The organism is Streptomyces sp. ADMS (genome assembly GCF_033441795.1).
Taxonomy (GTDB): Bacteria; Actinomycetota; Actinomycetes; order Streptomycetales; family Streptomycetaceae; genus Streptomyces.
The window spans coordinates 56,445-82,261 of sequence record NZ_JAVFVX010000018.1 but is presented as its reverse complement, the minus strand read 5'-3'; the positions used below and the strand labels follow the sequence as shown (position 1 = coordinate 82,261).

Here is a 25,817-nt window from a genome sequence, read left to right as displayed (position 1 = left end):
CTTGCGGCACATCTACCGCTGCCCGCTGCGCTGGGCGGACATGGACGCGTACGGCCACGTCAACAACGTGGTCTTCCTCCGCTACCTGGAGGAAGCCCGTATCGACTTCCTGTTCCGCCCGGACAAGGATTTCCAGCAGGGGTCCGTGGTGGCGCGCCACGAGATCGACTACAAGAGGCAGTTGGTCCACCGGCACGCGCCCGTGGACATCGAGCTCTGGGTCACGCGGATAAGGGCGGCGTCCTTCACGCTCACCTACGAGGTCAAGGACGCGGAGCAGGTGTACGTCCAGGCCTCGACGGTCGTCGTACCGTTCGATTTCGCGACGCAGAGTCCGCGCCGCATCACCTCCGAGGAACGGGAGTTCCTGGAGGAGTACATGGACGATAACCAGGACGAGAACGAGGGCGACGAAGAAGGCAGGGCCGTCGCCGCATGACGGTTCTGCACCTGGCCGACGAGGGGGAGGCGGCCGATGTCGCAGCCTTCCTCGCCCGGCTGCTCCACTACGACCGTGGAGCAGCGGTGCGCCTCCAGGCGGCGGGCACCGCGCTCGCCGTGTTCGGGCGGCCCCCGTCCTTCGAGGTCCTCGCGATCCGAGCGGCCCGGCTCGCCAAGCCGTACGAGAACGGGCTGGACGTCGCCCTCGACTCCACCGTGTCGGCCGGTGAACTCCTGGAGGCGGTGGACGAGTCCGCCGCCACCCTCACCGTCCCCTCCGCGGTGACAGGCCCGCCCTGGGCCGGGGTACTGCCCCCTCGCGGCGGCTGGCGACCGGAGCCCGGGCTGCCCGCACCGGACGCGCTGCGCACGACGGTCGCCGCAGCGGTCGTCGAATTCCGGTCCCGTACCCAGGAGTTGACGCCGGAACTGCGTACCCGGGCCGAACTCGACCGGATCGGGCGGGAGATCTGGACCCGGACGGTCGGCGACACCCACCTGCCGGTACGGGCCGTCCACGCGGCGCAGTCGCTGGGCTTCCTGCGGCCGGCACCGGGCGCCCAGGCATCCGGTGAGGCTCCGCTCGCGCTGGTCTCGTCAGGGGCGTGGCTGCGGCTGCGCACTCCGTACGGATCGATCGTCGTACGCAGGGCGGGACTCGGGGCGCTGGACGTCAGCGTCCGCTGAAGGCCTCGTCAGCCTTCGGTGTTCACCATCGAGGCCGCCGCGTACGTCAGGTAGTTCCACAGGATCCGCTCGTGCTCCTCGGAGAGGCCGAGTTCCTCCACGGCGACCCGCATGTGCTTCAGCCACGCGTCGTGTGCGGCCCGGTCGACGGCGAACGGGGCGTGGCGCATCCGCAGCCGGGGGTGGCCGCGGTTCTCGCTGTACGTCGTGGGGCCGCCCCAGTACTGGATCAGGAACAGCGTGAACCGCTCCTCGGCCGGGCCCAGATCCTCCTCCGGATACATGGGCCGCAGCAGCGGGTCCTCGGCGACACCCTCGTAGAACCGGTGCACGAGGCGCCGGAAGGTCTCCTCGCCGCCGACCTGCTCGTAGAAGGTCTGCTCCTGAAGCGTGCCGCGCGGAATCTCTTTCACCTCACCATGGTCTCAGACGGACCGGCCGAGGACTCAAGGCTTAGGACCACCCCGTTCGGGCCGCACCGAGCCTCCGCTTCCGTTTCGTCCGGTATCGGCGCTCGCATCCCGGCGTCAGGCGCAGGACAGTGTACGTATGAGTGCGCACGCTCTCCACGAGGGCAGGGACAAGGACCTTGACGAGCTCGCCGCCTCGGCGCGGGCGGAGCTCGTGCGCGTGATCGAGGCGAGCGGGGCCTGGGACAGCGACCCGGTCTGGCGGGAGGCTTTCGAGGCGGTGCCGCGGCATCTGTTCGTGCCGTACTACTACGCCGGTGCCGTGACCGGCCGGCAGCGACTGTGGGGTGAGAGCCCCGACCGGCGCACCCGGGAGCGCTGGGTGCGCGGCGCCTACGCGGACGCGCCGCTCGCGACCCGGGTGCGCGACGGCGAGCTGCTCTCCTCCAGCAGCCAGCCCTCGCTCATGGCCGCCATGCTCGCCGGCCTGGAGGTCGAGGACGGGCACAGCGTCCTGGAGATCGGCGCCGGTACGGGGTACAACGCGGCGCTGCTGGCGCATCGTCTCGGCGACGCGCTCGTCACGACGGTGGATCTGGACCCGGAGATCACCGAGTCGGCCCGCCGGCATCTGGCCGCCGCCGGACACCACCCTGCCGTCGTCACCGGCGACGGCGCCCGCGGAGTGCCCGAGCGCGCCCCCTTCGACCGGATCATCGCGACCTGCACGCTCACCTCGGTCCCGCGCGCCTGGCTCGCCCAGTGCCGCCCCGGAGCGCGCATCCTGACGCCGTTCGCCACCGGCCTGGCCGCCCTCACGGTCCACGACGCCGAGCACGCCGAGGGCCGCTTCCTGCACACGTCCGCCTACTTCGTGCCGTTGCGGGGGGAGAGCAGGCCGGAGCCCGGCATCCCGCACCTGGGCGCGCTCCCGGCCCGGACACGCGAGCACGAACTGTTCCGGTTCCTGCTGGAACTCACCCAGGGCAGCCTGGAACCGCAGGAGGCGTACGCGCTGTGGGAGCGCGAGGGTCGACCGGTACGGGAGAGGTACGGGATCACCGTCAGCGGCGACCGGGAGTGGGCCTGGCTGGACGAACCCACAGGTCCGTACGCCTGGCCCCTTCCCGTCTGAAGCCCTATCCCCGGCGAATCGTGATCGTCGTCCACGCGCCCACGTGTACCCGGTCGCCGTCCTGCAGCGGTACGGGGACGAAGGGCTGGATGGGCTCCTCGGAGTTGTTGACCGTCGTACCGTTCGTCGAGTTCTGGTCGACGATCGCCCAGCTGCCGTCGGGCTGCTGGACCAGCACCGCGTGCTGGTGCGAGACGCCCGGGTCCTCCGGCGGCACCGCCAGGTCGATGTCAGGGGACTCGCCCGTGGAGTGGCGGCGGCGGCCGATCGTGATCTGGTTGCCTGTGAGCGCGCGCTGCTGCTCCGGCGAGTACGCGGGCAGGTTCAGGCCCGCGGCCTCGGGGCCGGAGCGCTGCATCATCGCCATGAAGTACTCGCGGTCCGGGCCGATCGTCGCGGACCAGTTCAGCGGCTGCTGCTGGCCGTAGCCGCCGCCGTGTGCGGGCGGGGCCTGCGTCGAGCCGGGCTGCGGATAGCCGTAGCCGCCGCCGGGGCCCGGGGCCGTGCGGGCACCGCCGGGTCCGCCGGAGGGCGGGGAGATCACCCAGTCGTCGTCACCGCCGCCGAAGCCGCCGCCGTGCTGCGGGCCACCGGGCCGGCCCGTCTCCTGCGGGAACGCCGGCGGAGAGGGCGGACCGGACTGCTGGAACGCCTGCGGTGCGCCGCCGGGCTGCTGGTACCCCTGCGGCCCTCCGGAGGTGCCGGGAGGGCCGGGCGGCGGGTATCCCTGCGATCCACCGGGCCCGCTGGGCGGATACGCCTGCGGCCCGCCGGCGGACGTGCCGCCAGGACGGCCGGGGCCACCGGGTGCGGGACCCGGCGGCGGGGGGACCGGGCGCGACGGGTCGCCGCCGAAGGGCGGGATCGGTTCGGCGGGGCGGTTCATCTGCGACGGGCGCGAACTCTGGTAGTCGTAGCCGTCACCACCGCCGCCGTACGACGGGCCGGGCGGCGGAGGCTGGAACCGCTGGCCGGGACCCGCGCCACCGGGACCCGCGTTGTAACCCTGTCCCTGTCCCTGTCCCTGTCCCTGTCCCTGGCCCGGCGCCGGAGGGCGCGGGGCGGCCGGGGTGTACGAGGTCGCCGTGTTCGTCAGGAAGTTCCACCGGCACTCCTCGCAGAACGGAGCGCCCCCCTCACGCGGGGTGCGGCACTGCGGGCACAGCTCCTGCTCGGCGTCCGGCACGGCGGACAGATGCGAGCGGCTGCCGGGCGCCCCGGTGGCGGAACCCGGCGGCGGGTAGCCGTAGCCGGGCGCCGGGGGTGGCGGCGGGGGCGGGGGCACGGCACCGGCCATGCGGTGACCGCAGACCTCGCACCAGTCGTCGGAACCCGACTGGTGTCCGTTCGGGCAGGTCGGCATGTCGGCGCTTCCCCCTCTCCTCTTCGCTACGTTTTGTTCGGTTACTTCTTTACACGAACAGTCTTCGTGGACCGTGTTTCGAGTGTCATCTCGTCGGCCTCTTCGACCTTCGCCTTCAGTCGCACAGTACCTGCCGCGGCGTCGACCACGTCCACCACCTTCGAAAGCAGTTTCGCAGTATCCGCGTTTCCGGAGGCGCTGGCGAGCTGAACGGCCCGTCCCAGCTTGGCGGTTGCCCCATCGACGTCACCCGCTTTGCGGGCATCCAACCCCTGTTGGATGACTTGTGCCAGTTCCGCCTGACCCGTGTAGTGCGCGACCTGTGGATTGATCGACGTCGATGCCGTCATGTCGTCGGTCCACACGGCCCGTACGAGGCCCTGCGCGCCGAGGTTCTGGGCGCTGCCGTCGGGCTGCGGGATCACCAGCGAGACACGGGCGGCCAGCATCTCCTGGCCCAGGCCGGCGGAGGGCACCTCGACGCACACGTGGTAGTCGCGCGACTCGTCTCCCCAGGAACCGGTGGGGTAGTCGCCGGCGCGCGGACCCGCCTCCGTGCGGCGCTCGGTCAACTCCTCGACGGTGGGCGCCACCTGCTTGACGAACTTGATCTCCGTGCCGACCGGGGTCCACAGGCGCAGGGCGACGTCCGCGACCTCCTTGCCCATCGCCGTCTCCATCATCTGCGTGAAGTCGGCGGCGAGGTGGGCCGGGTCGGCGACGATGTCGGCCGTGCCGAGCAGCGCGGAGGCGATCCCGGTGACCTCCTTGACCTCCCAGTCGGTGCCCACACCCCGCGCGTCGCAGGTGAAGCGGCCGGCGCAGGAGTCCAGGGCGGCCTTCAGGTCCTCGGGTGACTCGTGTTCGTTGCGGCCGTCGGTGAGCAGGATGCCGTGCCGGATGGCGACCTCCGCCGAGGACAGCAGCCGGTCGGCGAGACGCAGCCAGGTGCCGATGGCCGTGCCGCCGCCCGCGCTCAGCCGGCGCAGCGCCTGCCTGGCCTGCTCGCGGGTGGTCGCGTCGGCCACCGCGAGCCGCCCGCCGCCCGGATAGACCTCCTTGGCGAGGTGCGTGCCGCCGATCACCGCGAAGTGCACACCGTCGCGCAGCGCGTCGATCGCGGCGGCCGTCGCCTCCCGGGCGCCCCGCATCTTGGTCGGCGGGTAGTCCATGGAGCCGGAGCAGTCGACCATGATCGCCACGGCCGCGTCCGGACCCTGGCCGGGTGAGTAGAGGTGGGGTGCCGCGACGGCGGTGCCGACCGTGCCGCCGCCGGTCGCGGTGACCGTCACGATCGCGTTGACCTCACGGCCGCCGTCGGGCAGGTACTCGTTCTGGTAGACGTCCACCGAGAACTGCGGCACGTTCGACTTCGAGAAATTGGCCATGCGTGCTTCGCTCCCCCTCGAACCCCACATCCGTGGAGCAGTGACTGTATGCGGACCAGTCCCCTCCGGTCCTCCTGAGGGCACCCCCGTGTCAGGGCCTCAGGCCGATCCTGCCCCCTGAGACGGGGCGGGGAACGGCACGACGGCCACTGTTACGTTGTCGTGGCCCCCGCCGTCCAGGGCGTGGCCGACCAGGACCCGGGCGGCGTGCAGCGGGCGCGACACGGCGTCCGGCGGGAGAATTTCGGCCATCTCGTCCGCCGACTCCGCGTAGTTCCACAGTCCGTCCGTGCACACCACCACCACACCCGGCCGGTCCGGCTTGAAGGAAGCGGTGTGCGGCTCCAGTTCGTACGCGTCCGCGCCCAGCCAGCCCGTGATCGCGTGGGCCCGCTCGTCGGCGTACGCCTCCGCCTCGTTCATCAGGCCCGCGGCGACCATCTGCGCCGCCCACGAGTCGTCCTCGGTGAGGCGGGCGGGGGCGGTGGAGCGGTCCAGCGGGACCCAGTAGGCGCGGCTGTCGCCGACCCAGCCGACGACCAGGAGTGTCGGGGTGACGATGGAGCCGACCAGGGTGCAGGCCGGGGAGTTGTGGTGCGGGGAGTGCTCGCGGGCCCCGGCGGGCTCCTCGGCCAGCGCGTTCACGGCGTGCGAGGCGGCGATGATCGCGTCGTGCATCGCCTGTTGCGGATGGGTGCCCTGGGGCAGGGCAGTCATCAGCAGGTTCCCGGCAGCCCGGGACGCGGCGAGCGAGGCCTCGTCGGGGCGGGTCGCCGAGGAGACGCCGTCGCACACGATCGCGACCAGCGCGGGCGCGCGGTCGGGCAGCGTGGTGTGGGAGATCGCGTACGCGTCCTCGTTGCGGTGGTGGCGCAGGCCCCGGTCGGTGACCGCGGCGAGCGGGCCGACCTCGTCCTCCATGTGGTCGCGCTCGCGCGGCTGGGCGTGCCCGCAGTTCTCGCAGTAGCCGTCGAGGTCGACGCGGCCCGCCCGGCAGGCCACGCACACCTTTGTGCCGGCCGGGGGCGTCGAGGTCTCGGCGGCGCGGGGGACCGGCGCCTGGAGCGGGTACTCGTCGGGTTCGCCGCCGCCGGCCCGGTCGAAACGGACGCCCGTGGCGGGGGAGACCCGCGAGCCCGTGGGCGGCAGATCGGGCATCGGCGGCCGGCCCGGAACCGCTGGGAGCGCGGTCTCACCCGAGTCGGTGCCCGGGAGATCGGTCGCGAGGTGCACCGGCGCCGGGGTGCCCGAAGTGCTGGTCTCGGGCGCGTGGGGCCAGTCCACGGAAGCGGCCTCCGGAGGTGGTGGCTGCGCGGACGCGAGGGCGCCGCTCAGGGTGAGCGTGGGGGAGTCGCCGGGGCGCGGCGGCACGGCCGACAGGTCGTACCCGCAAGCGCCGCAGAACCGGTCGCCCGATTCGAGCGGCTCCTCGCAGTTCGGGCACCTGGACAGGGCGGTCGGCTGGGGCATCTGGGACATCAACTACACCCACGTCCGGGGGCGGTAACGATTGGCGCGTTCCACCAGGTCGATCCTCTCCTCGCCGCCCTGCGCGAGCCGGGCCAGCGTCCGGTACGAACGCTCCAGCCCGAAGCGCAGACCACGCTCGTCCAGGTCACTGCCGAGCAGCACCCGCCCCCCGACGGCAGGAGGAGCGGAACCCTGGCCCTGGGAGAGTATCCAGTCCAGCGCGCAGCCGAGGACTTCCGCCGACAGCTGCTCCCGCCGGACCGCGTCCAGACCGTATCCGGCGAGCGCCTCCACCTGCCCGGCGGACGCGATCAGATCGTCCAGGAACGGTGCGTCGGCGGCGACGGCCGTCCGGTGCCGCAGCCGTGCCCGTACGGCGGCCACACGGGCCGCCGTGTAGTGGATCGAGGACTCCGGGACCGACTCCAGCGTCTTCACGGCACTACGGCGGTCGCCCGCCGCCAACTGGACGCGGGCCAGGCCGAACGCGGCGCTCACATAGCTCGGGTCGGTCGTCCACACCAGCCGGTAGTACTCCGCGGCGTTGTCGAGCTGCCCCAGCACCTCCGCGCACAGCCCGAGAGCGAGCTTGGGCGGGCTCTCGCCCGGGAAAGCGTCGTAGATCGCGTCGAACGACAGCGCGGCGCCCTCGTGATCGCCCGTCACCAGCGCGGCCACGCCCTGGTACCAGACCACCCGCCAGTCGTCGGGCCGCTCCTCCTCCAGCGTGACCAGCGACTGCAGGGCGGGCACCGGGTCGCCGTTCTCCAGCTGGGCCCGCACCTGACGCAGCCTTGTCTCGGTCGACTGCGCCGGCACCACCGCGAGGGCGGCGATCAGCTCCCCGGCCGCCGAGGCCAACAGCCCCGCCAGGAAGCCCGCGTTGGGGTCGGACGGGTCGACGCGGGGCACGGGCAGCGCGAGCGCGGCGGCACCGGTGTCGATGGCCCTGACGAGCCGCGGGGCGCCGGTGAGCGCCCTGGTGGTGCCACCGGCGACCTCGGCGGCGGGCGCCGCGGACCTCTTCCCTGGCGTCACCGCGCGCGCCCCGAGCCGCGACACGTCCCCGTCCAGCGTCGCGAACAACTCCGAGTCCGTGACCTTCACCTCGGGCCCGAACAGCGTCGACAGCGCGGGCCTGGCGCGCCCCGTCTGGAGCGACACGACCTCACGCAGTACGCCCGTCAGCTGCTCGGACATCTCCTGTGCGGACGCGAACCGGCGGGCCGGGTCGGGGTCGGTGGCGCGGACCAGAAGCCGGTAGAACGACTCGTACTGGCGGAAGACCTCGATGTGGTCGGGGTCGGGCAGGGAGTCCACGAACACGTTCGTGTAGCCCTGGAAGTCGAACGTCATGACGGCGAGGGTGCGCGCGACCGTGTACAGGTCGGACGCCACCGACGGGCCGACCTCCGCGACCTCCGGCGCCTGGTAGCCGACCGTGCCGTAGATGGCCGACTCGTCGTCGTCCATTCTGCGGACCGCGCCCATGTCGATCAGCTTCAGCTGGTCCTCGGTCTGGATCGCGTTGTCGACCTTGAAGTCGCAGTACAGCAGGTTGCGGCTGTGCAGATGGCCGAGGGCTTCGAGCGCCTCGATGCCGTACGCGCACGCCTGTTCCACCGGCAGCGGGTCCCGCTTGCCGGCCGGGGTGCGCCGGTCGTTGGCGATCTCCTTCAGCGACTTGCCGCCGACGTACTCCATGACGATGTAGCCGTCGAGCGAGCCCGTGCGCTGGTCGAGGTGCTCCACGAAGTTGTAGATCCGCACGATGTTGGCGTGCTCGATCTCCGCGAGGAAGCGCCGCTCGGAGATCGCGGCGGCCATGGCGTCCTGGTCCCCGGTGTCCAGCAGGCCCTTGAGGACCACCCACCGGTCGGACACGGCCCGGTCCACGGCGAGATAGACCCAGCCGAGGCCACCGTGCGCCAGACAGCCCACCACCTCGTACTGGCCGCGCACGATGTCACCGGCGTTCAGCTTGGGCACGAAGGAGTACGGGTGCCCGCACTTCGTGCAGAACCCCTCCGTACGCCCCGGCCGGCCCTCGCCGCGCGCCCGCCCCACCGGCGCCCCGCAGTCGGAGCGCGAGCAGAACCGCTTGCGCTCGGGAACCTCCGGGTTCTCCAGCACCATCGCGCGCGGGTCGGGCCGCGGCACACCCGGCACCTCGACCAGGCCCGCGCCGAGCCGGCCCCGCCCGGAGGACCCGGCGGTCGAACCCGAGCTGCGCACCGACACCGAACGGCCCGTCGCCTTCCCCGACAGGGACCGCGACAGCCGGCCGGAGACCGAGCGGCGGGACTGCGAGGAGCGGGAGGTCCGGGAGGTACGGGAGGAAGGGGAGGACGCCCGGGAACTCGCCGAGGACGAACTTCCGTTCCCCGAGCGCCGTTTGCCGCTCCCCGTGACCCCGGTGGGCGGCGAACCGACCATGCCGGTGGCCGACACGACCGGCGCGAGGCCGCACGTGTCGCAGTACAGCTCGCCGCCGCCCATGTCCTCGTAACTGCCCTCGCAGTCGGGCCGCTGGCACTTCTGCTGCTCTGTCGCGGTCATCAGTACTCCCCCCTCCGGTCACCGGGCCCGGTCTGGCCGGGCACCCGCGGGCCGCCGAAGAACTCGGCGGCGGCCTGCTGGTAGCGCAGCACGGCCTGCTCCGCGACCCGCAGGTCGCAGGGCGCGCTCCACAGCATGCGGCGCGCCGCGTCGTACCGCTCGATCAGCAGCGGGTCCTCCGCGAGTCCGTGCCGGGCGACCTTCGCCCTGTAGGCGTCGAGCCGGCCGCGCAGTTCCGCGCGGACCGCCAGAGGCTGGGTGACCGCCGTCAACGACTCGCGGGCGCGCATCAGTTCGTCCTCCGCCTTCGCCTCCAGGGACTCCAGGAGCGGCGAGAGACGGTGCCACTGGGCGTGTCTGCGGTACTCGGCGGCCATCGACACCTGTTCCTGCAGCGCCGTGGGCGGGCCACTCACGGCAGGCACCTCGGACGCGGCGATCTTCGCCAGCACCTCTCCGCGCGCGCTGCGCGCCTCGGCGAGGGTGCGGTCCGCGCGGGACAACAGGTCACGCAGCTTCACGAGCCGGGCCTCCGCGTCCTGGCGGACCGTCAGCACGGCGTCGATCTCCCGGCGTACGTCCTCCAGGGCGCGCGCCTCACGGTCGTACACCGTGGTGTCCGGACGGCCGCCGCCGGGCGCCGAACTGCCCTGCGCGGGCAGCCAGAACGCCAGCGGGTCGGAGATCACCCGCTCGCGCAGGGCGGTCAGCGTGCGCGTGATGCGCTCCAGGTCGTCGCCCGCCGGGTGCTCGCCGGGGCGTACGCCCACGGAGTGCGCCAGCTGGCGCGTGCGCTGCAGCTCGGCGGCCAGTAGATCTATCCGCGCGGGCAGTGCCGACCAGACCGCGTCGGAGGTGACGACCATGTCCAGTGAGGTCGCGTACAGCTCGTTCATCCGTTCCACCAGGCCGGCCAGAGAGTACTGGTGGCTGAGCCTGCTGGTGCCGTGGAGTGTGGGCGCGCCGGCCGTCGCCGTCGCGCTGCCCGCGACCGTGACGCACTCGCCGCGCAGCAGCTCCGTCAGCTCCGCCAGGTCCTCGCGGCTGGACCAGCGGCGGCGCGAGCGGATGTCCCGGGCGGAGCGCAACGCGTCCGTGTACGCGTCGAAGTACGCCCACAGCAGCGTGATCGAGGCCTCCGCGGACGTCCAGCGCTCCTTCGTCGTGCCGGTGAGCTCGGCGCCTTCGAGGAGTCTGCGGCCCGCGTGGTCCTGGAGGGCGAGGAGAGAGGTCTCGATGGCCTCGTGCTCCGCGCCGAGCCGCGCCAGCGCACGGTCCACCTCGTCCCGGTCCATCACCGGCCCGGGGGCTCCCGTGACGCCCATCGATCACCTCGACTACTCGACTGGTTGGCTCGTTGACTGGTTGTTCGGTTGGTGAACCGTCACTTGTAGCGTGGCACCGGTGGCTTCGCCGACTCCGAGTCGCCGCCCAGGGTCGGCGACAGCCACTTGTCGTACGACGTCTGCCAGCCGCCGTCCTGGCGGTACTGCTCCAGTATGCGATTGACCCGGGCCGCCAGGTCGTTCGCACCCTTCTTCACCGCCACGCCGTAGTACTCCTCGGTGAACGTGTCGCCCTTCAGTTCCACCGTCGGGTCCTGGGCGGCCTGGCTCGCGGCGAGCGCGCCGTCGGTCACCACGGCGTCCACCTGGCCGAGTTGGAGGCGGACGAGGCAGTCGAGCTGGTTGGGGACGGTGGTGCGGATGTCGGCGGTGGCGACCGCGGCCTTCTTCGCGGCCTTGTCCGCCTCCAGCTTCTCGAGCGCCGTGGAGCCCTCCGCCGAGCAGATCCTCTTGCCGTCGAGTGTCTTGTCGTATCCCTTGATCGTGGAGCTCTTGGGCGCGAGGACCTGCTGGCCGGTGAGGAAGTACGGGGCGGAGAACGCCACTTCCTCCAGCCGGTCACAGGCGATCGTCATCGTGCGGACGATCATGTCGACGCGGCCGTTCTTGATCGCCGGGATGCGCTGGTTGGTCGGGATGGCCTTGAACTTGACCGCGTCCTCGTCGCCGAGGATGTCCTTGGCGATCCGGTGGGCCAGGTCGATGTCGAAGCCCTCCAGTGACGCTTCCGGGCCGCCGTTCGGGTCGCGGTAGCCCCAGCGGTAGCTGTTCTGGTCGACGCCGACGATCAGTCGCGGGTCCTTGCGGGCCCTGATCTTCTCGATCGTCTTCCCGTCCAGTGAGGACGGCACCGGGCTCTGGTCCTGCGGGTTCTCGCACTCCGCGGCCCTCGCCTGAATGCCCTCGGCGACCCCCTGGCCCCCGGTCCCGGTGCTGCCGTCGCCCTGCGACTGGGTGAGCGGGAGCAGCAGCGCGAAAGCCACCGCGAGGGCGCAGACGGCCGCCATCGCCCCGACACCGCCCCAGCCGCGCAGTCCGGCCCGCAGGACCTGGAGGCCGGTGCGCAGACTCCGCAGAGGCCGCTGTGCGTTCATCGTCACGCCCCCTCTCATCGCCCGAACTCCTTTGCCGCCGCGCTCCCCTGTACTGCTTCGTATCGCGTCCGCACCGCTTCGTACCGCATCAGCGGTACTCCGACAGCCTGCGCCCGATACCGAGCACCGCGCCCGCCGCGCCCAGCACGGCGAGCGCCGCGGCGCCCACCGGCAGGCCGGTCATCGCGTCCCGCCCGTCCCCGGCCGCCTGCTGGAACTCCGCCTGTTCATGCCCGATCGCCGTCTTCAGCGCCGTGTCCACGTTGTCGAAGCACTCGCCGGTCGGTTTGTCGCTCTTGTCCCCTATGACCCGGGCGAGTGCCAGCTGGAAGTCACCCGACTCGTAGGCCGCCTGCGCCTCCGCGTGACGCGTCTTCCACTCCTCCATGCCACCGACGGCCGATGTGACCGGCTTCCTGCCCGCCTGGTCGTCGGCGAGCCGCGCGGCCTCGGCCAGGCCCTCGTCGAGCGCGCTCATGTCGCCCTCGAAGTCGTGGTCGTACGCGTCGACGATCTTGCCGTCGTCCAGTTCGACCGTCTCCGCGCCGCGCGCCACCAGCGTCAGGTTCTCGTTGCCGCGTGCCTTGAGGGAGGCGATCCGGGCGTCGTGCAGCGCGTTCAGCGAGCGGATGCCGTGGTCGTAGGAGTCGTTGAGGCCCGAGCGGGCGAAGCTCTGGCCGGCGACCAGCCACAGGAGGACGATCGTCGCGGTGGCCGTCGCCGCCACCAGACCGTGGTTCAGCACCCGGTTCGTACGCCGGTAGTTGCGCCGCTGGGCCCAGAGCAGGGCGCCGATCACGACGACGCCGAGACCGATCGCCGCCCAGGGGAACGAGGTCGCGTCCGCGTAGTCGGAGCGCAGCCGCTGGTTCTCCCTCGCGTAGAGCTTCTCCGCCTCCGGGAGCATCTGCTCCTGCATCGTCTCGTTCGCCAGCCGCAGGTACGAGCCGCCGACCGGGAAACCCAGCCGGTTGTTGGCGCGGGCCCGCTCGATGTAGCCCGTGTACTCCGACAGCAGCTTGTTGAGCTCGGCGATGGTGGCCGCGGACGGGGAGCCCGGCTCGGAGTTGGCCGCGGCGTCGGAGAGCTTGGCGGCGGCGTTGCGGATGTCCTTCTGGTAGCGCTCGCGGGAGGCCGCCGTCTCGTCCCCGCCGGCCAGGAAACCGCTGGAGGCGGCGGTGTTGGCGTCCGCGAGGGAGCTGTAGATGTCCGCGGCGGCGGAGCTGAGGGGCTGGCTGTTGTGCAGCACGTCGTCCGCGGCGGACGAACGGTCGGTCATCTGCCAGGCGGTGACGGCACCGAACGCGACGACGAGCGCCGCGAGCAGGGCGCCGATGATCCTGAGGCGCCCGGGCTCGGTGGTCGCGGCGGCCCGCAACTGGTCGACGCCCTCGGCGAAGGCGGTGCGGCGCGGGGGCTGGGGGACGCCGGGCGCCGGACCCACGCCCGCCTGCGACGGAATGGCGGGCAGGCCCGAGGCGACGGCCGTGCCGGACGCGCCTGACGTGCCGGGTCCGTCCGGCGAGTTGGGCGCCGGTGGTGCCGCACTGCTCGTAGATGTCACTGTGACCTCCCCCATGGTCATCCGTCACCGCCAGTATCGCCCCCGGCACCGACAATCCGCACCGGCCTTGACTGGATCTTGATCGGATCGCAGTGCGGCGCGTTGTGTTGCAGTGCGGTGGTGTGGTGTTGGGTCGCGCTGTCCCGCATTCGGACACACACGCGCTCCCCGCACCACCCCCCTGCCCATGAATACGCCGGAGGAATCTGTTCGGTTCCCGTACGAAGCCGGTCAGACCTCGTAGAAGCGCCGTACGCGCGCGTGCACCTCCGCCGGGGCGTTCGTGTGATCCAGCCCCAGCAGCGCCGCCCCCAGCACCGGCCGTGCCGTCACCACCCGGGCGACGGCCTTGGGGGCCCGCGCGGCCAGCAGCTCGGTGACGCGGTCCGTCAACCGGACGTGCTGGGCCGCCAGTACACCGCCGCCCAGCAGAACCGGCGTCTCCTCTTCGAGGAGACCGAGGCGGCCGAGCGCGACCGTGGCCATGGCCACCACCTCGTCGGCCAGCCGGTCCACCAGCGCACACGCCACCGGGTCTCCGTCCGCAGCCGTGGCGAAGAGCACCGGCGTCAGCTCGTGCCGCCGGGCGTTGTCGACGCTTCCCAGATGCAGGGCCTCGATCAGCGCGTACACGGAGGTGAGCCCGAAGTGGGCGGGCAGGGCGGTGGCCAGTGCCGTCGGACCACCCCGCCCGTCCTCCGCCCGCGCCGCGTGCCACATGGCCTCCTCCGCCAGGCCCCAGCCGCCGCCCCAGTCCCCGGAGACACGCCCGAGGGCGGGGAACCGGGCGGTGCGGCCGTCCGGAGTCATCCCGACGCAGTTGATGCCGGCGCCACAGACGACGGCGACCCCGCGCGGCTCGGTGATCCCGGCCCGCAGGATCGCGAAGGTGTCGTTGCGTACGTCGACACCGGCGCCCCACGCGCGCGCGTGCAGCGCGGCGGTGAACCGCCGTTCCTCCACGGGGAAGTCGGCGTTCGCCAGACAGGCCGAGACCCGGTCGACGGACGAGACCCCGGCGGCGCCGAAGGCTTCGGCGACGGCGTCGGACAGTCCGGAGACCGCGGTTTCGAGCCCGTCGGCCGGCGGCCGGAACCCCCCGCCCCGCGCCGTGGCCAGCACCTCTCCGTCGGCCGCGACCACCGCCACGTCGGTCTTGCTGTTGCCCGCGTCGATGGCGAGGACGTGTGCGGTCATGCCCACGCGAGATGCTCCCGGTTGTGCGAGATCAGGGTGTCGGTCAGGGTGTCGGCGTAGTCGTACTGGCCGACGAGCGGGTGCGCGAGCAGAGCCCGGAAGACCAGGTTCCGCCCGCCGTGCAGTGCGGCCTCCAGGGCCAGTTCCTCGTAGGCGGTGACGTTGGCGATCAGCCCCGCGTAGAGCGGGTCGACCGGTTCGACGGCAAGGGGAATCGCCCCCTTCGGCCCCACCGCCGCCTGTGTCTCGATCACCGCGTCGTCCGGCAGGAAAGGCAGTGTCCCCTTGTTGTACGTGTTCACCACCTGGTAGGAACTGCCGCCCCCGCCGAGCAGCGACGCGGCCAGATCCACCGCCGCCTCCGAGTAGAAGGCGCCGCCGCGCTTCGCCAGCAGCTCCGGTTTCTCGTCCAGGGCCGGATCGCCGTACATCCGCAGCAGTTCCTCCTCCATCGCCGCGACCTCGGCCGCCCGGGAGGGCTTGGTGCGCAGTTCCCGTACGACGTTGTCGTGGGCGTAGTAGTAGCGCAGGTAGTAGGACGGCACCGTCTCCAGGCGGTCGAGGACCGTACGCGGAAGACGGAGGTCGTCGGCGATCCGGCCGCCGTGTTCCGTGAGGAGCCGGGGGAGGACGTCCTCGCCCTCGGGGCCGCCCAGGCGGACGCCCGTCTCCCAGGTGAGGTGGTTGAGGCCCACGTGGTCCAGGTGGATGTCGGCGGGGGTCACCCCCAGCAGGGCGGCGAACTTCCGCTGGAAGCCGATCGCCACGTTGCACAGGCCCACCGCCTTGTGTCCGGCCTGGAGGAGGGCGCGGGTGACGATGCCCACCGGGTTGGTGAAGTCGATGATCCAGGCGTCCGGGTTGGTCCGTCGGACGCGCTTAGCGATGTCCAGGACCACCGGCACCGTGCGCAGCGCCTTGGCGAGGCCGCCCGCGCCGGTCGTCTCCTGGCCGACGCAGCCGCACTCCAGCGGCCACGTCTCGTCCCGGTGTCGCGCTGCCTGGCCGCCGACGCGCAGTTGGAGCAGGACGGCGTCGGCGCCCTCGACGCCCTTGTCCAGGTCGTCGGTCGTGACGATCCGCCCGGGGTGCCCCTGTTTGGCGAAGATGCGCCGGGCCAGCCCGCCGACCAGCTCCAGGCGTTCGGCGGCGGGGTCGACGAGCACCAGTTCCTCTATGGGCAGGGTGTTCCGCAACCGCGCGAAACCGTCGATGAGTTCGGGGGTGTAGGTCGAACCGCCGCCGACCACGGTGAGTTTCACAGCAGGATCAACCCTTTACGCCGGTGAGAGTGACGCCCTCGACGAACGCCTTCTGGGTGAGGAACGGTGGCCGTCATGGTGAGGTTCGCGTCGGTGTGGTGGGCACCCTTGAAGGACTCCGGGCCGTGGGTGGTAAAGAGGCCGCTGACGCCGGCGCGCAGGGCGGCGTACGCGTGTTCGCCGGAGTCGAAGGTGGGAGCGGGAACGGGGGGCTGAGCGGGGTGCTCAGCGGGAGGTGTCGAAGACCTCGTCGCGAGTCGTCGCGAGGGCGCTCTCCAGCGCGCCCCGCAGCACGGGGTGTTCGCGTACGTCGCCCACGACCAGCCGGGGCCGGGCCGCGGCCAGTTCCTCCAGCTCGGCCTGGACCAGACCGCGCAGGGGTTCGCCGCCCGCGGTGAGGCAGGCGCCGCTGAGGACGACGAGTTCGGGGTCGAGGACGGAGACGAGTGAGGCCAGACCGGTGGCCAGGCCGGTCGCGTACGTTTCGAGGAGCCGGCGGTAGGGGCCGGCGTTGATGTCGGCGGCCTGGGCGACGAGGGCGGCGGCGACCTCGGCGTACGGGCCGCTCGGGACGGGGCTGATGTGCAGCTCGCGGGCGAGTCCGGGGATGACCTGGGAACCGGCCAGCTGCTGGTATCCGCCGCTGCCGGCCCTGCTGACCTGCCGGACGAGGGGTGTGCCCGGCACGGGCAGGAAGCCGACCTCGCCGGCGCCGCCGGTCCAGCCGCGGTGCAGCCGGCCGCCGAGGACGAGCGCGGCGCCGAGACCGCCCTCGTTCCACAGGAGCACGAAGTCGCCGTGTCCTCTGGCCGCACCGAGCCGCTGCTCGGCGATGGCGACGAGGTTCACGTCGTTCTCGTACTCCACCGGCATCGGCAGCGCGGCGGCGAGTTCGTCGAGGAGGGCCGGGGAGTGCCAGCCCGGGAGGTGGGAGGCGTAGCGCAGCCGGCCGGTGCCCGGGTCGAAGGCGCCCGGCGTCCCGATGACGAGCCGCCGGAGATCGTCCCGGGCCAGCCCCGCCGCCTTGACGGCGCCGTCCAGGGCCTCGGTGACCTGCTGGACGACGGGTTGGACCGGCCGTCTGCCGGGGGTGGGCAGTTCGTACTCGCCGACGGTGCGACCGGTGATGTCGGCGACCGCGGCGAGGACGCGTTCGGGGGTGACGTCGAGCCCGGCGGCATAAGCGGCGGTCGGGTTGACCTCGTAGAGCTGGGCGTTGGGGCCGGGTCGGCCCTCGCTGGTGCCGGTCGCCAGTACGAGTCCCGCCGCTTCCAGGCGGGCGAGGAGCTGTGAGGCGGTCGGCTTGGAGAGGCCGGTGAGCTTGCCGATCCGGGTGCGGGACAGGGGTCCGTGCTCCAGGAGGAGATCCAGGGCGGCCCGGTCGTTCATGGCGCGCAGGACGCGGGGGGTGCCTGGCGTGCCTGCGGTTCCTGCCATGGGGGTCTGCACCCGCCTTTCCGTCGCCTGGTTTTTCACGGTCACTGTCGGTGGCTTTCGGCAGCGAGCTGTTAGGAAGGTTTCCTGTCAGATGGAAGGAAGGTAGGGCTGGACCAAGGTGGGCGTCAAGAGGGGAACCGGAAGGGCAACGTCACGGCGACGGAGTCGTCACCTGCGGGGCATGCCAGGAGGCGGCGCCCCGGAATCCGGGACGCCGCCGCTGTGCGTACGGCTTCTGCTGTGCCCGCCGGCTGCTTCGGCTACTTCGGCGCGCCCGGCTGGGCGGCCAGCGGGGTGGCCGCCTGGGCCTGCGGGGAGCCGGTGTTCGAGTACACCGAGGGGGCCGCCATACCGGCCGTCGGGTCCAGGGGCTCCTCCTCCGGGATGACGGTGGTGCCGCCCACGATGCGGATGCCCGCCGCGTCCAGGGCCCGCTTGACGCGCCAGCGCAGTTCGCGCTCCACCGTCAGGGACTTGCCCGGCATCGTCTTCGCCGTGAGGCGGATGACCATCGAGTCCAGGAGCACACTGTCCAGGCCCAGGCTCTCGATCGGGCCCCACAGCAGCTCGTTCCAGGGCTCTTCCCTGCCCATCTTCTCGCTGACCTCGTCGAGCGTCGCCTTCAGCCGGTCCAGGTCCTCGTCCGAGCGCACGGTCACATCGACGCCGGCCGTGGCCCAGCCCTGCGAGAGGTTGCCGATGCGCTTGACCTCGCCGTTCCGGACGTACCAGATCTCGCCCTGGTCGCCGCGCAGCTTCGTCACGCGCAGGCCCACCTCTATCACCTCGCCCGACGCCACCCCCGCGTCGATCGTGTCCCCGACGCCGTACTGGTCCTCAAGGATCATGAACACGCCGGAGAGGAAGTCGGTCACCAGGTTGCGGGCGCCGAAACCGATCGCCACGCCCGCGACACCGGCGGAGGCGAGCAGCGGGGCGAGGTTGATCTGGAACGCGGAGAGGACCATGAGGGCCGCGGTGCTCAGGATGATGAAGCTCGCCGCCGAGCGCAGCACGGAGCCGATCGCCTGGGAACGCTGGCGGCGGCGCTCGACATTGACCAGCAGGCCGCCGAGGCCCGGGCCGTCGGTCGCCTGGACCGTGCGGTTCATGCGGTCTATCAGCTTGGTGATCGCCCGCCGCACCGCCGCTCTCAGCACTACCGCTATCACCATGATCAGCAGGACCTTGAGGCCGATCGCGAGCCAGGTGGACCAGTTCTGCTCGACCCAGCTGGCGGCGTTCGTCGCGCTCTCCTGGGCGTCCTGGAGAGACGGGACCGAAACGGTCGGTGACTCCGAGGGAGTCGGCGACGGCGACGAATCGGCGGCCAGCAGGACGACGGGCAAGGACACGGCGGGTACCTCCAGTGCGGCCTGCCCCCGGTACGGATGGTTACGTCGGTCGGCTCGCTGTCGAGCTCGTCGTTCAGGTCACGGAAAGGTCACCGGAAGGGCAGAACCACCACACTAACGGGGCAACGCGTGCGGATCGGCGCCATGTTCGAGGGAGAGACCGTGCTCACCTGGGGATGAAGTGGGTGTGGTCCCGGGGTACGTACACAAGGTGTGGTCGAAAACACTCCCAGCCCGTTACCGGGACGTGGTGGCGCTGCCGCCGGGCGAGAGGGGAGACTGACTACAGATCGTCCCGGCGCGAGCCACGTGCCGCCGACGCCCAAGGAGGCATCCGTGCCGCATGTCCTGGTACTCAACGCGTCGTACGAGCCACTCGGCGTCGTACCGCTCCGACGCGCGCTCGTCCTCGTCCTGGAGAACAAGGCTGTCTCCCTGGAGGAGTCGGGCGCCTTCATGCACAGCGCGACCGTTACTGTCCCCGCACCCAGCGTGGTCCGGCTGAAGAGGTTCGTACGGGTCCCTTACCGGGGGCCCGTTCCACTGACCCGTAGGGCGCTGTTCGCCCGCGACGGCGGCCGGTGCATGTACTGCGGCGCCGCCGCGACCAGCGTCGACCACGTCATCCCGCGTTCCCGTGGCGGTCAGCACCGCTGGGACAACGTGGTGGCGTCGTGCCGTCGCTGCAACCACACCAAGGCCGACCGCCATCTCTTCGAGATCGGCTGGCGGCTGCGCCACAAACCCGCCCCGCCCACCGGTCTCGCCTGGCGCATCATCGGAACCGGGCACAGGGACCCGCGCTGGCTGCCATACCTGCAGCCGTACGGCGCGGACGACGCGATGGCCCGGATCGACGGCATCCCAGCCTGACATCCGGGCTTTCGTATACCCACATGCCCGTACGGCTGTCCGTACGGTACGGATGCGATCCGGCCCCGGGAACCCCCGTTCCCCGGGGCCGGATCACTCATGCCCGGCCGCTCACACGTACCGGAGCTCCGCCGGATGCACCGAGCGGCGCAGCAGCGGCAGTGATGTGGCCGCGGCGAGCAGACAGCACAGGTACACCGCGGGCGGGACCAGCAGCGCCGTGTACGGCACCGAGCGGCTGCCGTCGTGGGCGACTCCCGCGAACCAGCCACCGATCACCAGGCCCCCGGCACCCGCCAGCAGCACCGCCGGCGCCAGCGGCAGGGCCGTCTCAAGGAGCAGCGCCCGGCCGAGCACCGCGCGCGGCACTCCGGCGGCGGCCTGCGCGGCCAGACCCCGGCGGCGCGTCGCCACCGACTCGGCGGTGCCGACGCCGAGTCCACAGAGCGTGATCACCAGGGCGACCAGGACGGCGGCGCCGGTCAGGTCGACGCCGGTGGTGTAGAAGGACATGGGCACGGCCAGCATGTTCTCGCCGCGGTCGCGGAGCGAGGTCAGCAGCACCTCCCGGATGCCGATGAACCCGGTGCCCACGGTGGTCACCAGCAGCACCGCCGCATGGGTGCGGGCGGCGGCCCACGGGTCGTCGCGCAGCCGTTCCGCCGCGATCAGCGTCGCCGGATCGGCGGTACGGGCCGCGAGTATCCGCCCCGTGAACCGGGAGGTGGCGCCGGTCAGCCACAGGGCGCCCACACCGGTGACGATCACCACGGAGAATACCAGCAGCGGCGCGGTCTCGTACCCGCCGAACGTGTCCGGCGCCAGCAGCACCCCCACGAACAGCAGGCCCATGGCCGCTGCCGGGACCGGCATCCCCGGACCGCGCCCCTCGCGCGGGGGCACCCGCCGTACCCGGCCCAGCGGTGAGGCGACCACATGGCGCAGCGCCAGTACGCCCACCAGCGCGCCCAGCACCGGCACGGCCGCCGCGACCAGCGCGATCCCGAGCCAGAGCAGTACCGGTGGCTGCGACCACTCGCGCACCAGGAACAGCACGGAGAACACGGTGGCGAGCGCCGCGCCGAGCAGACAGGCGAGCCCCGTCTCCAGCGCCGCGATCCGCCGTACCTGCGCCGCGCCGGCTCCCGCGAGCCGCAGCGCGGCCAGCCGCCGGTCCCGGTGCACGGCCCCGACCCGCGCGCACTGCCCGAGGAACCCGAGTACGGGCACGAGCAGCAGCACGAGGGTGAGGACCACGCCGGAGCGTTCCCCCTGGCGGTCCAGCAGCCCGGAGCCGAAGGACGTGGAGTGGTGCCCGCGCATCGAGGCGACGGCCACGGCGGCCAGCGCGAACCCGGTCGCGAGGGCGGCCCCGATCGCCGTGAGCGTGACCCGCCACCACTCCCGCCGGTCGGAACCCCGGGTGAGCAGCAGGGCGAGCCGCAGATCGGCGCGCAGGGAGCCCCTGCGGGAAATCCTGCCGGATGCCGATGTCATGAGGTCACCTCCTGGGAAGCCGCGGCCATGTCGCGCGGCCGGACCTGGCCGCGGTCGTGCGGGGCACGGGAGCGGCTGGGCCGCCGGGGCGGGCGCGGGCCTGACCTCGTGGGTCCGTGGCCGGGAGTGCCGTTCGGTGTCATGAGGTCACCTGCGCCGATGTCTCGGCCCCGTCGGCTGTCACCGCGCCGTCGCTGAGCCTGAGTTCGCGGTCCGCGTACGCCGCCACCTGGGCGTCGTGCGTGATCAGCAGGACCGCCGTGCCGGACTCGCGGGCCGTGTGGGTGAGCGCCGCCATCACCTGCTCGCCCGCGAGGGAGTCGAGCGCGCCGGTCGGCTCGTCGGCGAAGACCACCTTCGGGCCGGTGACCAGGGCCCGGGCCAGCGAGACGCGCTGCGTCTGGCCGCCGCTCAGCTCGCCCGGCCGCGACGTCTGCTGCCCGAGCACCCCGAACCGCTCCAGCCACTCGCCCGCCCGCTCGTGCGCTGCCTCGCGCGCGGTGCCGGCGAGCAGCAGCGGCAGCGCCACGTTGTCGAGCACGGTCAGCTCGGGTATCAGCTGGCCGAACTGGAAGACGATCCCGAACTCCGTGCGCCGCAGCTCGCTCAGCCGCCGCTCGGGCAGCGTGTCGAGCCGCTCCCCGGCGTACTCGACGGTGCCCGTGTCCGGCCGCACGATTCCCGCGAGGCAGTGCAGCAGCGTCGACTTCCCGCTGCCGCTGGTCCCCGTGACGGCCAGGATCTCGCCGGCCCGCAGCGCGACCGAGGCGCCGCGCAGCGCGGGCGTCCTGCCGTGCGTCTTGGAGAGACGGCGGGCCGCGAGCAGCGGTGGTGAGGTGTCTCCCCTGGACGTGTCCCCGTTGGTGGTGGTCATGCCGTGTCGACCTCCGCGGTCAGTGTGGTGAGCCGGGCCGCCGTGGTGGTCATCCAACGGAGGTCGGCGTCAAGGTGGTTGAGGGCGTAGTCCGCCGAGAGCACGGTCGAGAGGTCCGAGCCCGGCACGGACTTGACCGCCGTCAGTTCCCGCATCCGCTCCATGTGTGCGGCGCGCTGGTCCAACAGATACGCGGCCGGGTCCCCGCCGGCCAGGATCGCGACGACGACCTTGGCGAAGATCTCGTTGACGACGTGCGGCGCGGGCGCGCTGATCGCCCGTACCCAGTCGGCGAGTTCGCTCGCTCCCTTGCCCGTCGCCCGGTACCTGGTCCGCTCCGGGCCGCCGTCCGCGTCCGTGCCGTCGACCTCCGCGAGCCCGTCGCGCACCAGGCGCTGCAGGGTCGTGTAGACCTGCCCGTAGGCCAGCGGGCGGGCCTGCGGGAAGCGTTCGTCGTGCCGTCGCTTGAGGTCATAGCCATGGCTCGGCCCTCCGGCGAGCAGCCCCAGCAGGATGTGGCGGGTGCTCATGCCCATCATTATGCACTCGCTACATGTACTGAGTGAATAGTGAAGACGGGAAAAGCTCGCCGACCTCTTCGAGAGATCCGGGTGAGCGGTCAGTCCGCCACCGCGTACGCCTCCACCGACCACAGCGAATACCCGTACGGCGTAGCCCTCTTGTCCCCCTGTACGCGTACGAACCGGACGTCCCGCTCGTCCGTCCGCACCGACTCGTGCCCGCCCCGCCCGTCCGGGACCAGGGCCGCCGTACGCCAGTCGTGCCCGTCCGGCGACACCTGTACGCGGTACCCGGCGGCGTACGCGTCCTGCCAGTGCAGCTCGACCCGGCCCAGCCGTGCCGGCCGCGCGAGCCGCACCTGCCACCAGGCGTCGTCCTCGGCCGGGGACGACCAACGCGTCCCGGACGCACCGTCGTTGGCGGCCGACGCCGGGAAGTCCGCCGTCTCGTCGCCCGACGAACTCGCGGTACCGCCCCGCGCGAGATCCGGGCCCGCCGTACGCGGAAACACCCGCACGGTGAGCGTGCGCGTCACGTCCCCGACGGTGAGCGGGACGGCGTACGTGCCCGCCGGCGTCCCCCGCTCCACGGCGACCTCGGCCACCGTGTCCACCGGGACACCGCGCGGCAACGTCAACGGGCGCCCGGGGAGACGGACCTGGATGCCCCGGGGCGCCTTGACCGTCACCTTCGTGCCCCGCACGTCGGCAGGGCGCGACGAGGTCAGCCGGACCGGCACCCGCACCGCCGCACCGCCGATCTCCGCGTCCACTCCCGCATCGGGCTCCTGGCCGCGCCCCAACTCCACTTCCACCGATGGGGAGTCGGCGAACCAGGGGACGAGATGCCGTACTCCGGAGGGCGCCGCCCCGCTCACCCGTACGGCGTTCACGCGTGCCCGGACGGGGAGTTGGGTCGCACCGGTGCCGGACAGCGCCCCGAGGGCACGCCAGCCTTCGCCGGGGACGCGGGCTTCGAGGGTGCCCTCGGTGCCGGGAACGCTCAGCACGGTGACGGCGGCCAGGGAGCGGGCGCGCGGGAAGCGGACGGTGCGGCCGTCCGGCGCGGAGGGTGCGCGGTCGAGGCCGGCCCACTGGGTGAACGCCTGCTGCGCCCGGGCGAGGAACGGGTCCAGCACGCCCTTGCCGACGGTCACCCGGGAGCCGGTGAGCGCCTGCCTCTGGCGGGCGAGGGTGAGGTACGCCTGCCAGGCCGTCGCGGTGTCGCCCGTGCGCTGGGCCCGCAGCATGCCGACCGCTGTCTCGCCTGCCTGGCCGTAGCGCGCCAACTGCCGTACCCAGGGCGCCACTTCGTCGGCCAGAGCGGAGAGTGCGGGCGCCAGTCGGTCCGGTGTCCCGCTCATCACCGTGAACGCCGACCGCAGTTCGTCCTCCGCCGTCTCGTTCGCCGTCCGGTTCACGGCGCCGTCCGTCGCCGTACGGGCCCGCCAGAGCGCCTCGATCAGCGGGCGGAGATACGCCGACTCGGGGGCGCCCAGGACCGAGGACGCGTCGTTTCCGGCGAGGGCGTGCAGGGCCTCCTCGCCGCGCGGGTCACCGGCGGCGAGGTCGGTGACCGCGGCACGCCAGGACGCGCCGGGGCGGTAACCGCGCGGGTTCCAGGCGTAGTCGGCGGCGGTGAACAGGGGGATGCGGGAGGCCTGGGGCTGGGCCATCGCGTTGGCGAGCAGGGCCGCCGACTGGGCGGCGACCGCCGGTTCGCGGCCGGTGTAGGGGCCGAGGAAGATCCGGCCCTGCGCGTAGTCGTTGACCGGGTAGTTGTCCATGGTGACCAACGGATGCCTGAACACGGCCTTCGCCTCTGCCAGTTGGCGGCCCGTGATGGTCCGGGGGACGACACCCACGCCCGTCCAAGCGACCTCGACCTCCGGGTCCAGCGCGTCCGCCAGCGCCTCGCGGTATGCCGTCGTACCGTCCTGGAAGTACTCCGTCGGCATCAACGACAGGGCGGGGGCGGAGGAGTGGCGTTTCGCCAGATGCCGGGCCATGACGTTCGCGACCCGGGCCTGGGCCCCGGCCGCCGCCTCGGGGCCGGAGCCGTACCGCTCCTGGTCCGCCCCGCAGTGCCACTCGCTGTAACTGACGTCCTGGAACTGCACCTGGAACGCCCGGAAACCCAGCGCCCACATGGCGTCCAGCTTGCGGGTCAGTGCCCGCGTGTCGGAGTCCGACGACAGGCACATGGCCTGGCCGGGGGCCACCGCCCAGGCGAGCGTGACGTGGTTGCGGCGCGCCCGCTGCGCCAGCTCCCGGAACTCCGCTCGGCGCGCGGCGGGGTAGGGCTCACGCCAGCGGGCCTGGCGGTAGAGGTCGTCGCCGGGGGCGTAGAGGTAGCGGTTCTGCTTGGTCCGGCCCATGAAGTCCAGCTGCCCGAGCCGCTGTTCGCCCGTCCAGGGGGTGCCGTAGAAGCCCTCGGTCGTGCCGCGCACGGCGGTGCCGGGCCAGTCCCGTACGACGGCACCCGCGAACTCGTCCTCCGGCCCGAGGAGTTGGCGCAGGGTCTGGACTCCGTGGAACAGCCCGTCCGCGCCGGCTCCCGCGAGGGCGACGGTGTCCCGGCCCGCGACCCGGCCGACGGCGAGGCGGTAACCGCCCGGCGGGAGATCGGCGCGCGGGGTGGCGCCGAGGGCGGTGAGGGCCTCGTCGGCCGCCTGCCCGCCGACCAGGATCGTCAGCACGTCCGGGTCCGCGACGGATGCGGAGACCGTGCGGGCGCCCGCCTTGCGCAGCAGCGCCCTGAGCGCCTCGACCGCGTACGGGTCGGCCCCCGTGTCCGCGATCAGCGCGACCTCGTCCGTGACCGCGACCGGCCCGTTGCCGCTCGCGCGCAGGGACTGTGGGCGGGGCCACACCGACGGCAGGGCGGCGACGGACTCCTCGGCCGAGGTGCTGCTGGGGGAGGGCGGGGCCGCGACCGCTGCGGGAGCCGATCCCAGGGCCGCCCCGGCGACAACGGCGAACACCAGGGCGACCGCCCCCTTACCGCGCCCGTGCCGCACCCACACCACTCTCCGTCACTCGATCCGCCCCGACTCTCCCGACGATGTGTCAGAAGCGCGTCGAGCCCACCATCCGTGCGGTGAGGGTGTCAACGAGAGTGGCCGATGTGCCGGATTTGCCCCAGCCTGGAGGTGTCGCGAGGTGGGGGAGATGAGCAAAGAGAGACGGAAGGGGGACAGGAGGTGGCGGAAAGGCGACGGATGCCAGTAGGAGGGAGACGGAAGAATCGCGGAATGTGACCGTCGACGCCGTGGTTCGTCCGTTCATACACGTCTGCGATCGCGCCCACTGGGTAGGGCTGCCGATGAAACCCGCCAACCGCC

Annotated in this window: 20 protein-coding genes and 1 pseudogene; 4 read left to right on the top strand and 17 right to left on the bottom strand. The window is 72.4% G+C overall.

What is annotated here, in order from left to right:
* The first annotated feature begins 1 nt into the window (after position 1).
* A complete protein-coding gene (locus tag RB628_RS11115) occupies positions 2 to 439 on the top strand; it encodes a thioesterase family protein (RefSeq protein ID WP_318320172.1) in 438 nt (145 codons plus the stop codon).
* On the top strand, positions 436 to 1,128 hold the full coding sequence (locus RB628_RS11110; protein ID WP_318320171.1) for a hypothetical protein: 693 nt from the start codon (positions 436 to 438) through the stop codon (positions 1,126 to 1,128). Before RB628_RS11115 ends, RB628_RS11110 begins: the two co-directional genes overlap by 4 nt.
* Positions 1,129 to 1,136: 8 nt before the next feature.
* Here the strand turns inward: RB628_RS11110 and RB628_RS11105 are convergent, their stop codons facing one another.
* Positions 1,137 to 1,541: a globin gene (locus tag RB628_RS11105; RefSeq protein ID WP_318320170.1), complete on the bottom strand. Its 405-nt coding sequence runs from the start codon at positions 1,539 to 1,541 to the stop codon at positions 1,137 to 1,139.
* 136 nt (positions 1,542 to 1,677) lie between these two features.
* Between RB628_RS11105 and RB628_RS11100 the strand changes: the two genes are divergently transcribed.
* Positions 1,678 to 2,673 (top strand): methyltransferase domain-containing protein, encoded by a 996-nt coding sequence (locus RB628_RS11100; RefSeq protein WP_318320169.1) that lies wholly within the window; start codon positions 1,678 to 1,680, stop codon positions 2,671 to 2,673.
* A gap of 4 nt (positions 2,674 to 2,677) precedes the next feature.
* Here RB628_RS11100 and RB628_RS11095 read toward each other — a convergent pair whose 3' ends face one another.
* The 12 genes and pseudogenes from RB628_RS11095 to RB628_RS11040 form a co-directional block, all read right to left on the bottom strand.
* Positions 2,678 to 4,036, bottom strand: coding sequence for an FHA domain-containing protein (locus tag RB628_RS11095; RefSeq protein ID WP_318320168.1), 1,359 nt, complete (start codon positions 4,034 to 4,036; stop codon positions 2,678 to 2,680).
* Between the two features lie 41 nt (positions 4,037 to 4,077).
* A complete protein-coding gene (locus tag RB628_RS11090) occupies positions 4,078 to 5,424 on the bottom strand; it encodes a VWA domain-containing protein (protein ID WP_318320167.1) in 1,347 nt (448 codons plus the stop codon).
* 99 nt (positions 5,425 to 5,523) lie between these two features.
* The gene (locus RB628_RS11085) at positions 5,524 to 6,906 is read right to left on the bottom strand and encodes a protein phosphatase 2C domain-containing protein (RefSeq protein WP_318320166.1); all 1,383 of its coding nucleotides are present in this window, start codon (positions 6,904 to 6,906) and stop codon (positions 5,524 to 5,526) included.
* Positions 6,907 to 9,453, bottom strand: a complete 2,547-nt coding sequence (locus tag RB628_RS11080) for a serine/threonine-protein kinase (RefSeq protein WP_318320165.1) — start codon at positions 9,451 to 9,453, stop codon at positions 6,907 to 6,909.
* Positions 9,453 to 10,778 carry a hypothetical protein gene (locus RB628_RS11075; protein WP_318320164.1) on the bottom strand — a complete coding sequence of 442 codons (1,326 nt, stop codon included), beginning with the start codon at positions 10,776 to 10,778 and terminating at the stop codon, positions 9,453 to 9,455. The genes RB628_RS11080 and RB628_RS11075 overlap by 1 nt, the downstream gene beginning before the upstream one ends.
* Positions 10,779 to 10,837: 59 nt before the next feature.
* Complete coding sequence (locus RB628_RS11070; protein WP_318320190.1) at positions 10,838 to 11,893, bottom strand: glutamate ABC transporter substrate-binding protein; 1,056 nt, start codon at positions 11,891 to 11,893, stop codon at positions 10,838 to 10,840.
* Between the two features lie 88 nt (positions 11,894 to 11,981).
* Entirely contained in the window at positions 11,982 to 13,472 is a 1,491-nt protein-coding gene (locus tag RB628_RS11065; RefSeq protein WP_318320163.1) for a hypothetical protein, read from the bottom strand.
* A 216-nt stretch (positions 13,473 to 13,688) separates the two neighbouring features.
* Entirely contained in the window at positions 13,689 to 14,660 is a 972-nt protein-coding gene (locus RB628_RS11060; protein ID WP_318320162.1) for an N-acetylglucosamine kinase, read from the bottom strand.
* Positions 14,651 to 15,916, bottom strand: a complete 1,266-nt coding sequence (locus tag RB628_RS11055) for a 6-phospho-beta-glucosidase (RefSeq protein WP_318320161.1) — start codon at positions 15,914 to 15,916, stop codon at positions 14,651 to 14,653. The genes RB628_RS11060 and RB628_RS11055 overlap by 10 nt, the downstream gene beginning before the upstream one ends.
* A gap of 7 nt (positions 15,917 to 15,923) precedes the next feature.
* Positions 15,924 to 16,098: pseudogene (locus RB628_RS11050) on the bottom strand (carbohydrate ABC transporter permease); the annotation flags it as partial.
* Between the two features lie 43 nt (positions 16,099 to 16,141).
* Positions 16,142 to 17,353, bottom strand: a complete 1,212-nt coding sequence (locus tag RB628_RS11045) for an ROK family transcriptional regulator (RefSeq protein ID WP_318320160.1) — start codon at positions 17,351 to 17,353, stop codon at positions 16,142 to 16,144.
* A 260-nt stretch (positions 17,354 to 17,613) separates the two neighbouring features.
* Positions 17,614 to 18,708, bottom strand: coding sequence for a mechanosensitive ion channel family protein (locus RB628_RS11040; protein ID WP_318320159.1), 1,095 nt, complete (start codon positions 18,706 to 18,708; stop codon positions 17,614 to 17,616).
* A gap of 336 nt (positions 18,709 to 19,044) precedes the next feature.
* On the opposite strand from RB628_RS11040, the gene RB628_RS11035 reads away from it, so the two are divergent.
* Complete coding sequence (locus RB628_RS11035; RefSeq protein WP_318320158.1) at positions 19,045 to 19,581, top strand: HNH endonuclease; 537 nt, start codon at positions 19,045 to 19,047, stop codon at positions 19,579 to 19,581.
* A 111-nt stretch (positions 19,582 to 19,692) separates the two neighbouring features.
* On the opposite strand, the gene RB628_RS11030 is transcribed toward RB628_RS11035, so the two are convergent.
* From RB628_RS11030 to RB628_RS11015, 4 genes are all read right to left on the bottom strand, one after another.
* On the bottom strand, positions 19,693 to 21,078 hold the full coding sequence (locus tag RB628_RS11030; protein ID WP_318320157.1) for an FtsX-like permease family protein: 1,386 nt from the start codon (positions 21,076 to 21,078) through the stop codon (positions 19,693 to 19,695).
* A gap of 139 nt (positions 21,079 to 21,217) precedes the next feature.
* Positions 21,218 to 21,952 (bottom strand): ABC transporter ATP-binding protein, encoded by a 735-nt coding sequence (locus tag RB628_RS11025; RefSeq protein ID WP_318320156.1) that lies wholly within the window; start codon positions 21,950 to 21,952, stop codon positions 21,218 to 21,220.
* Entirely contained in the window at positions 21,949 to 22,482 is a 534-nt protein-coding gene (locus RB628_RS11020; protein WP_318320155.1) for a PadR family transcriptional regulator, read from the bottom strand. The genes RB628_RS11025 and RB628_RS11020 overlap by 4 nt, the downstream gene beginning before the upstream one ends.
* A gap of 89 nt (positions 22,483 to 22,571) precedes the next feature.
* A complete protein-coding gene (locus RB628_RS11015) occupies positions 22,572 to 25,493 on the bottom strand; it encodes a beta-N-acetylglucosaminidase domain-containing protein (RefSeq protein WP_318320154.1) in 2,922 nt (973 codons plus the stop codon).
* Positions 25,494 to 25,817 lie beyond the last annotated feature (324 nt).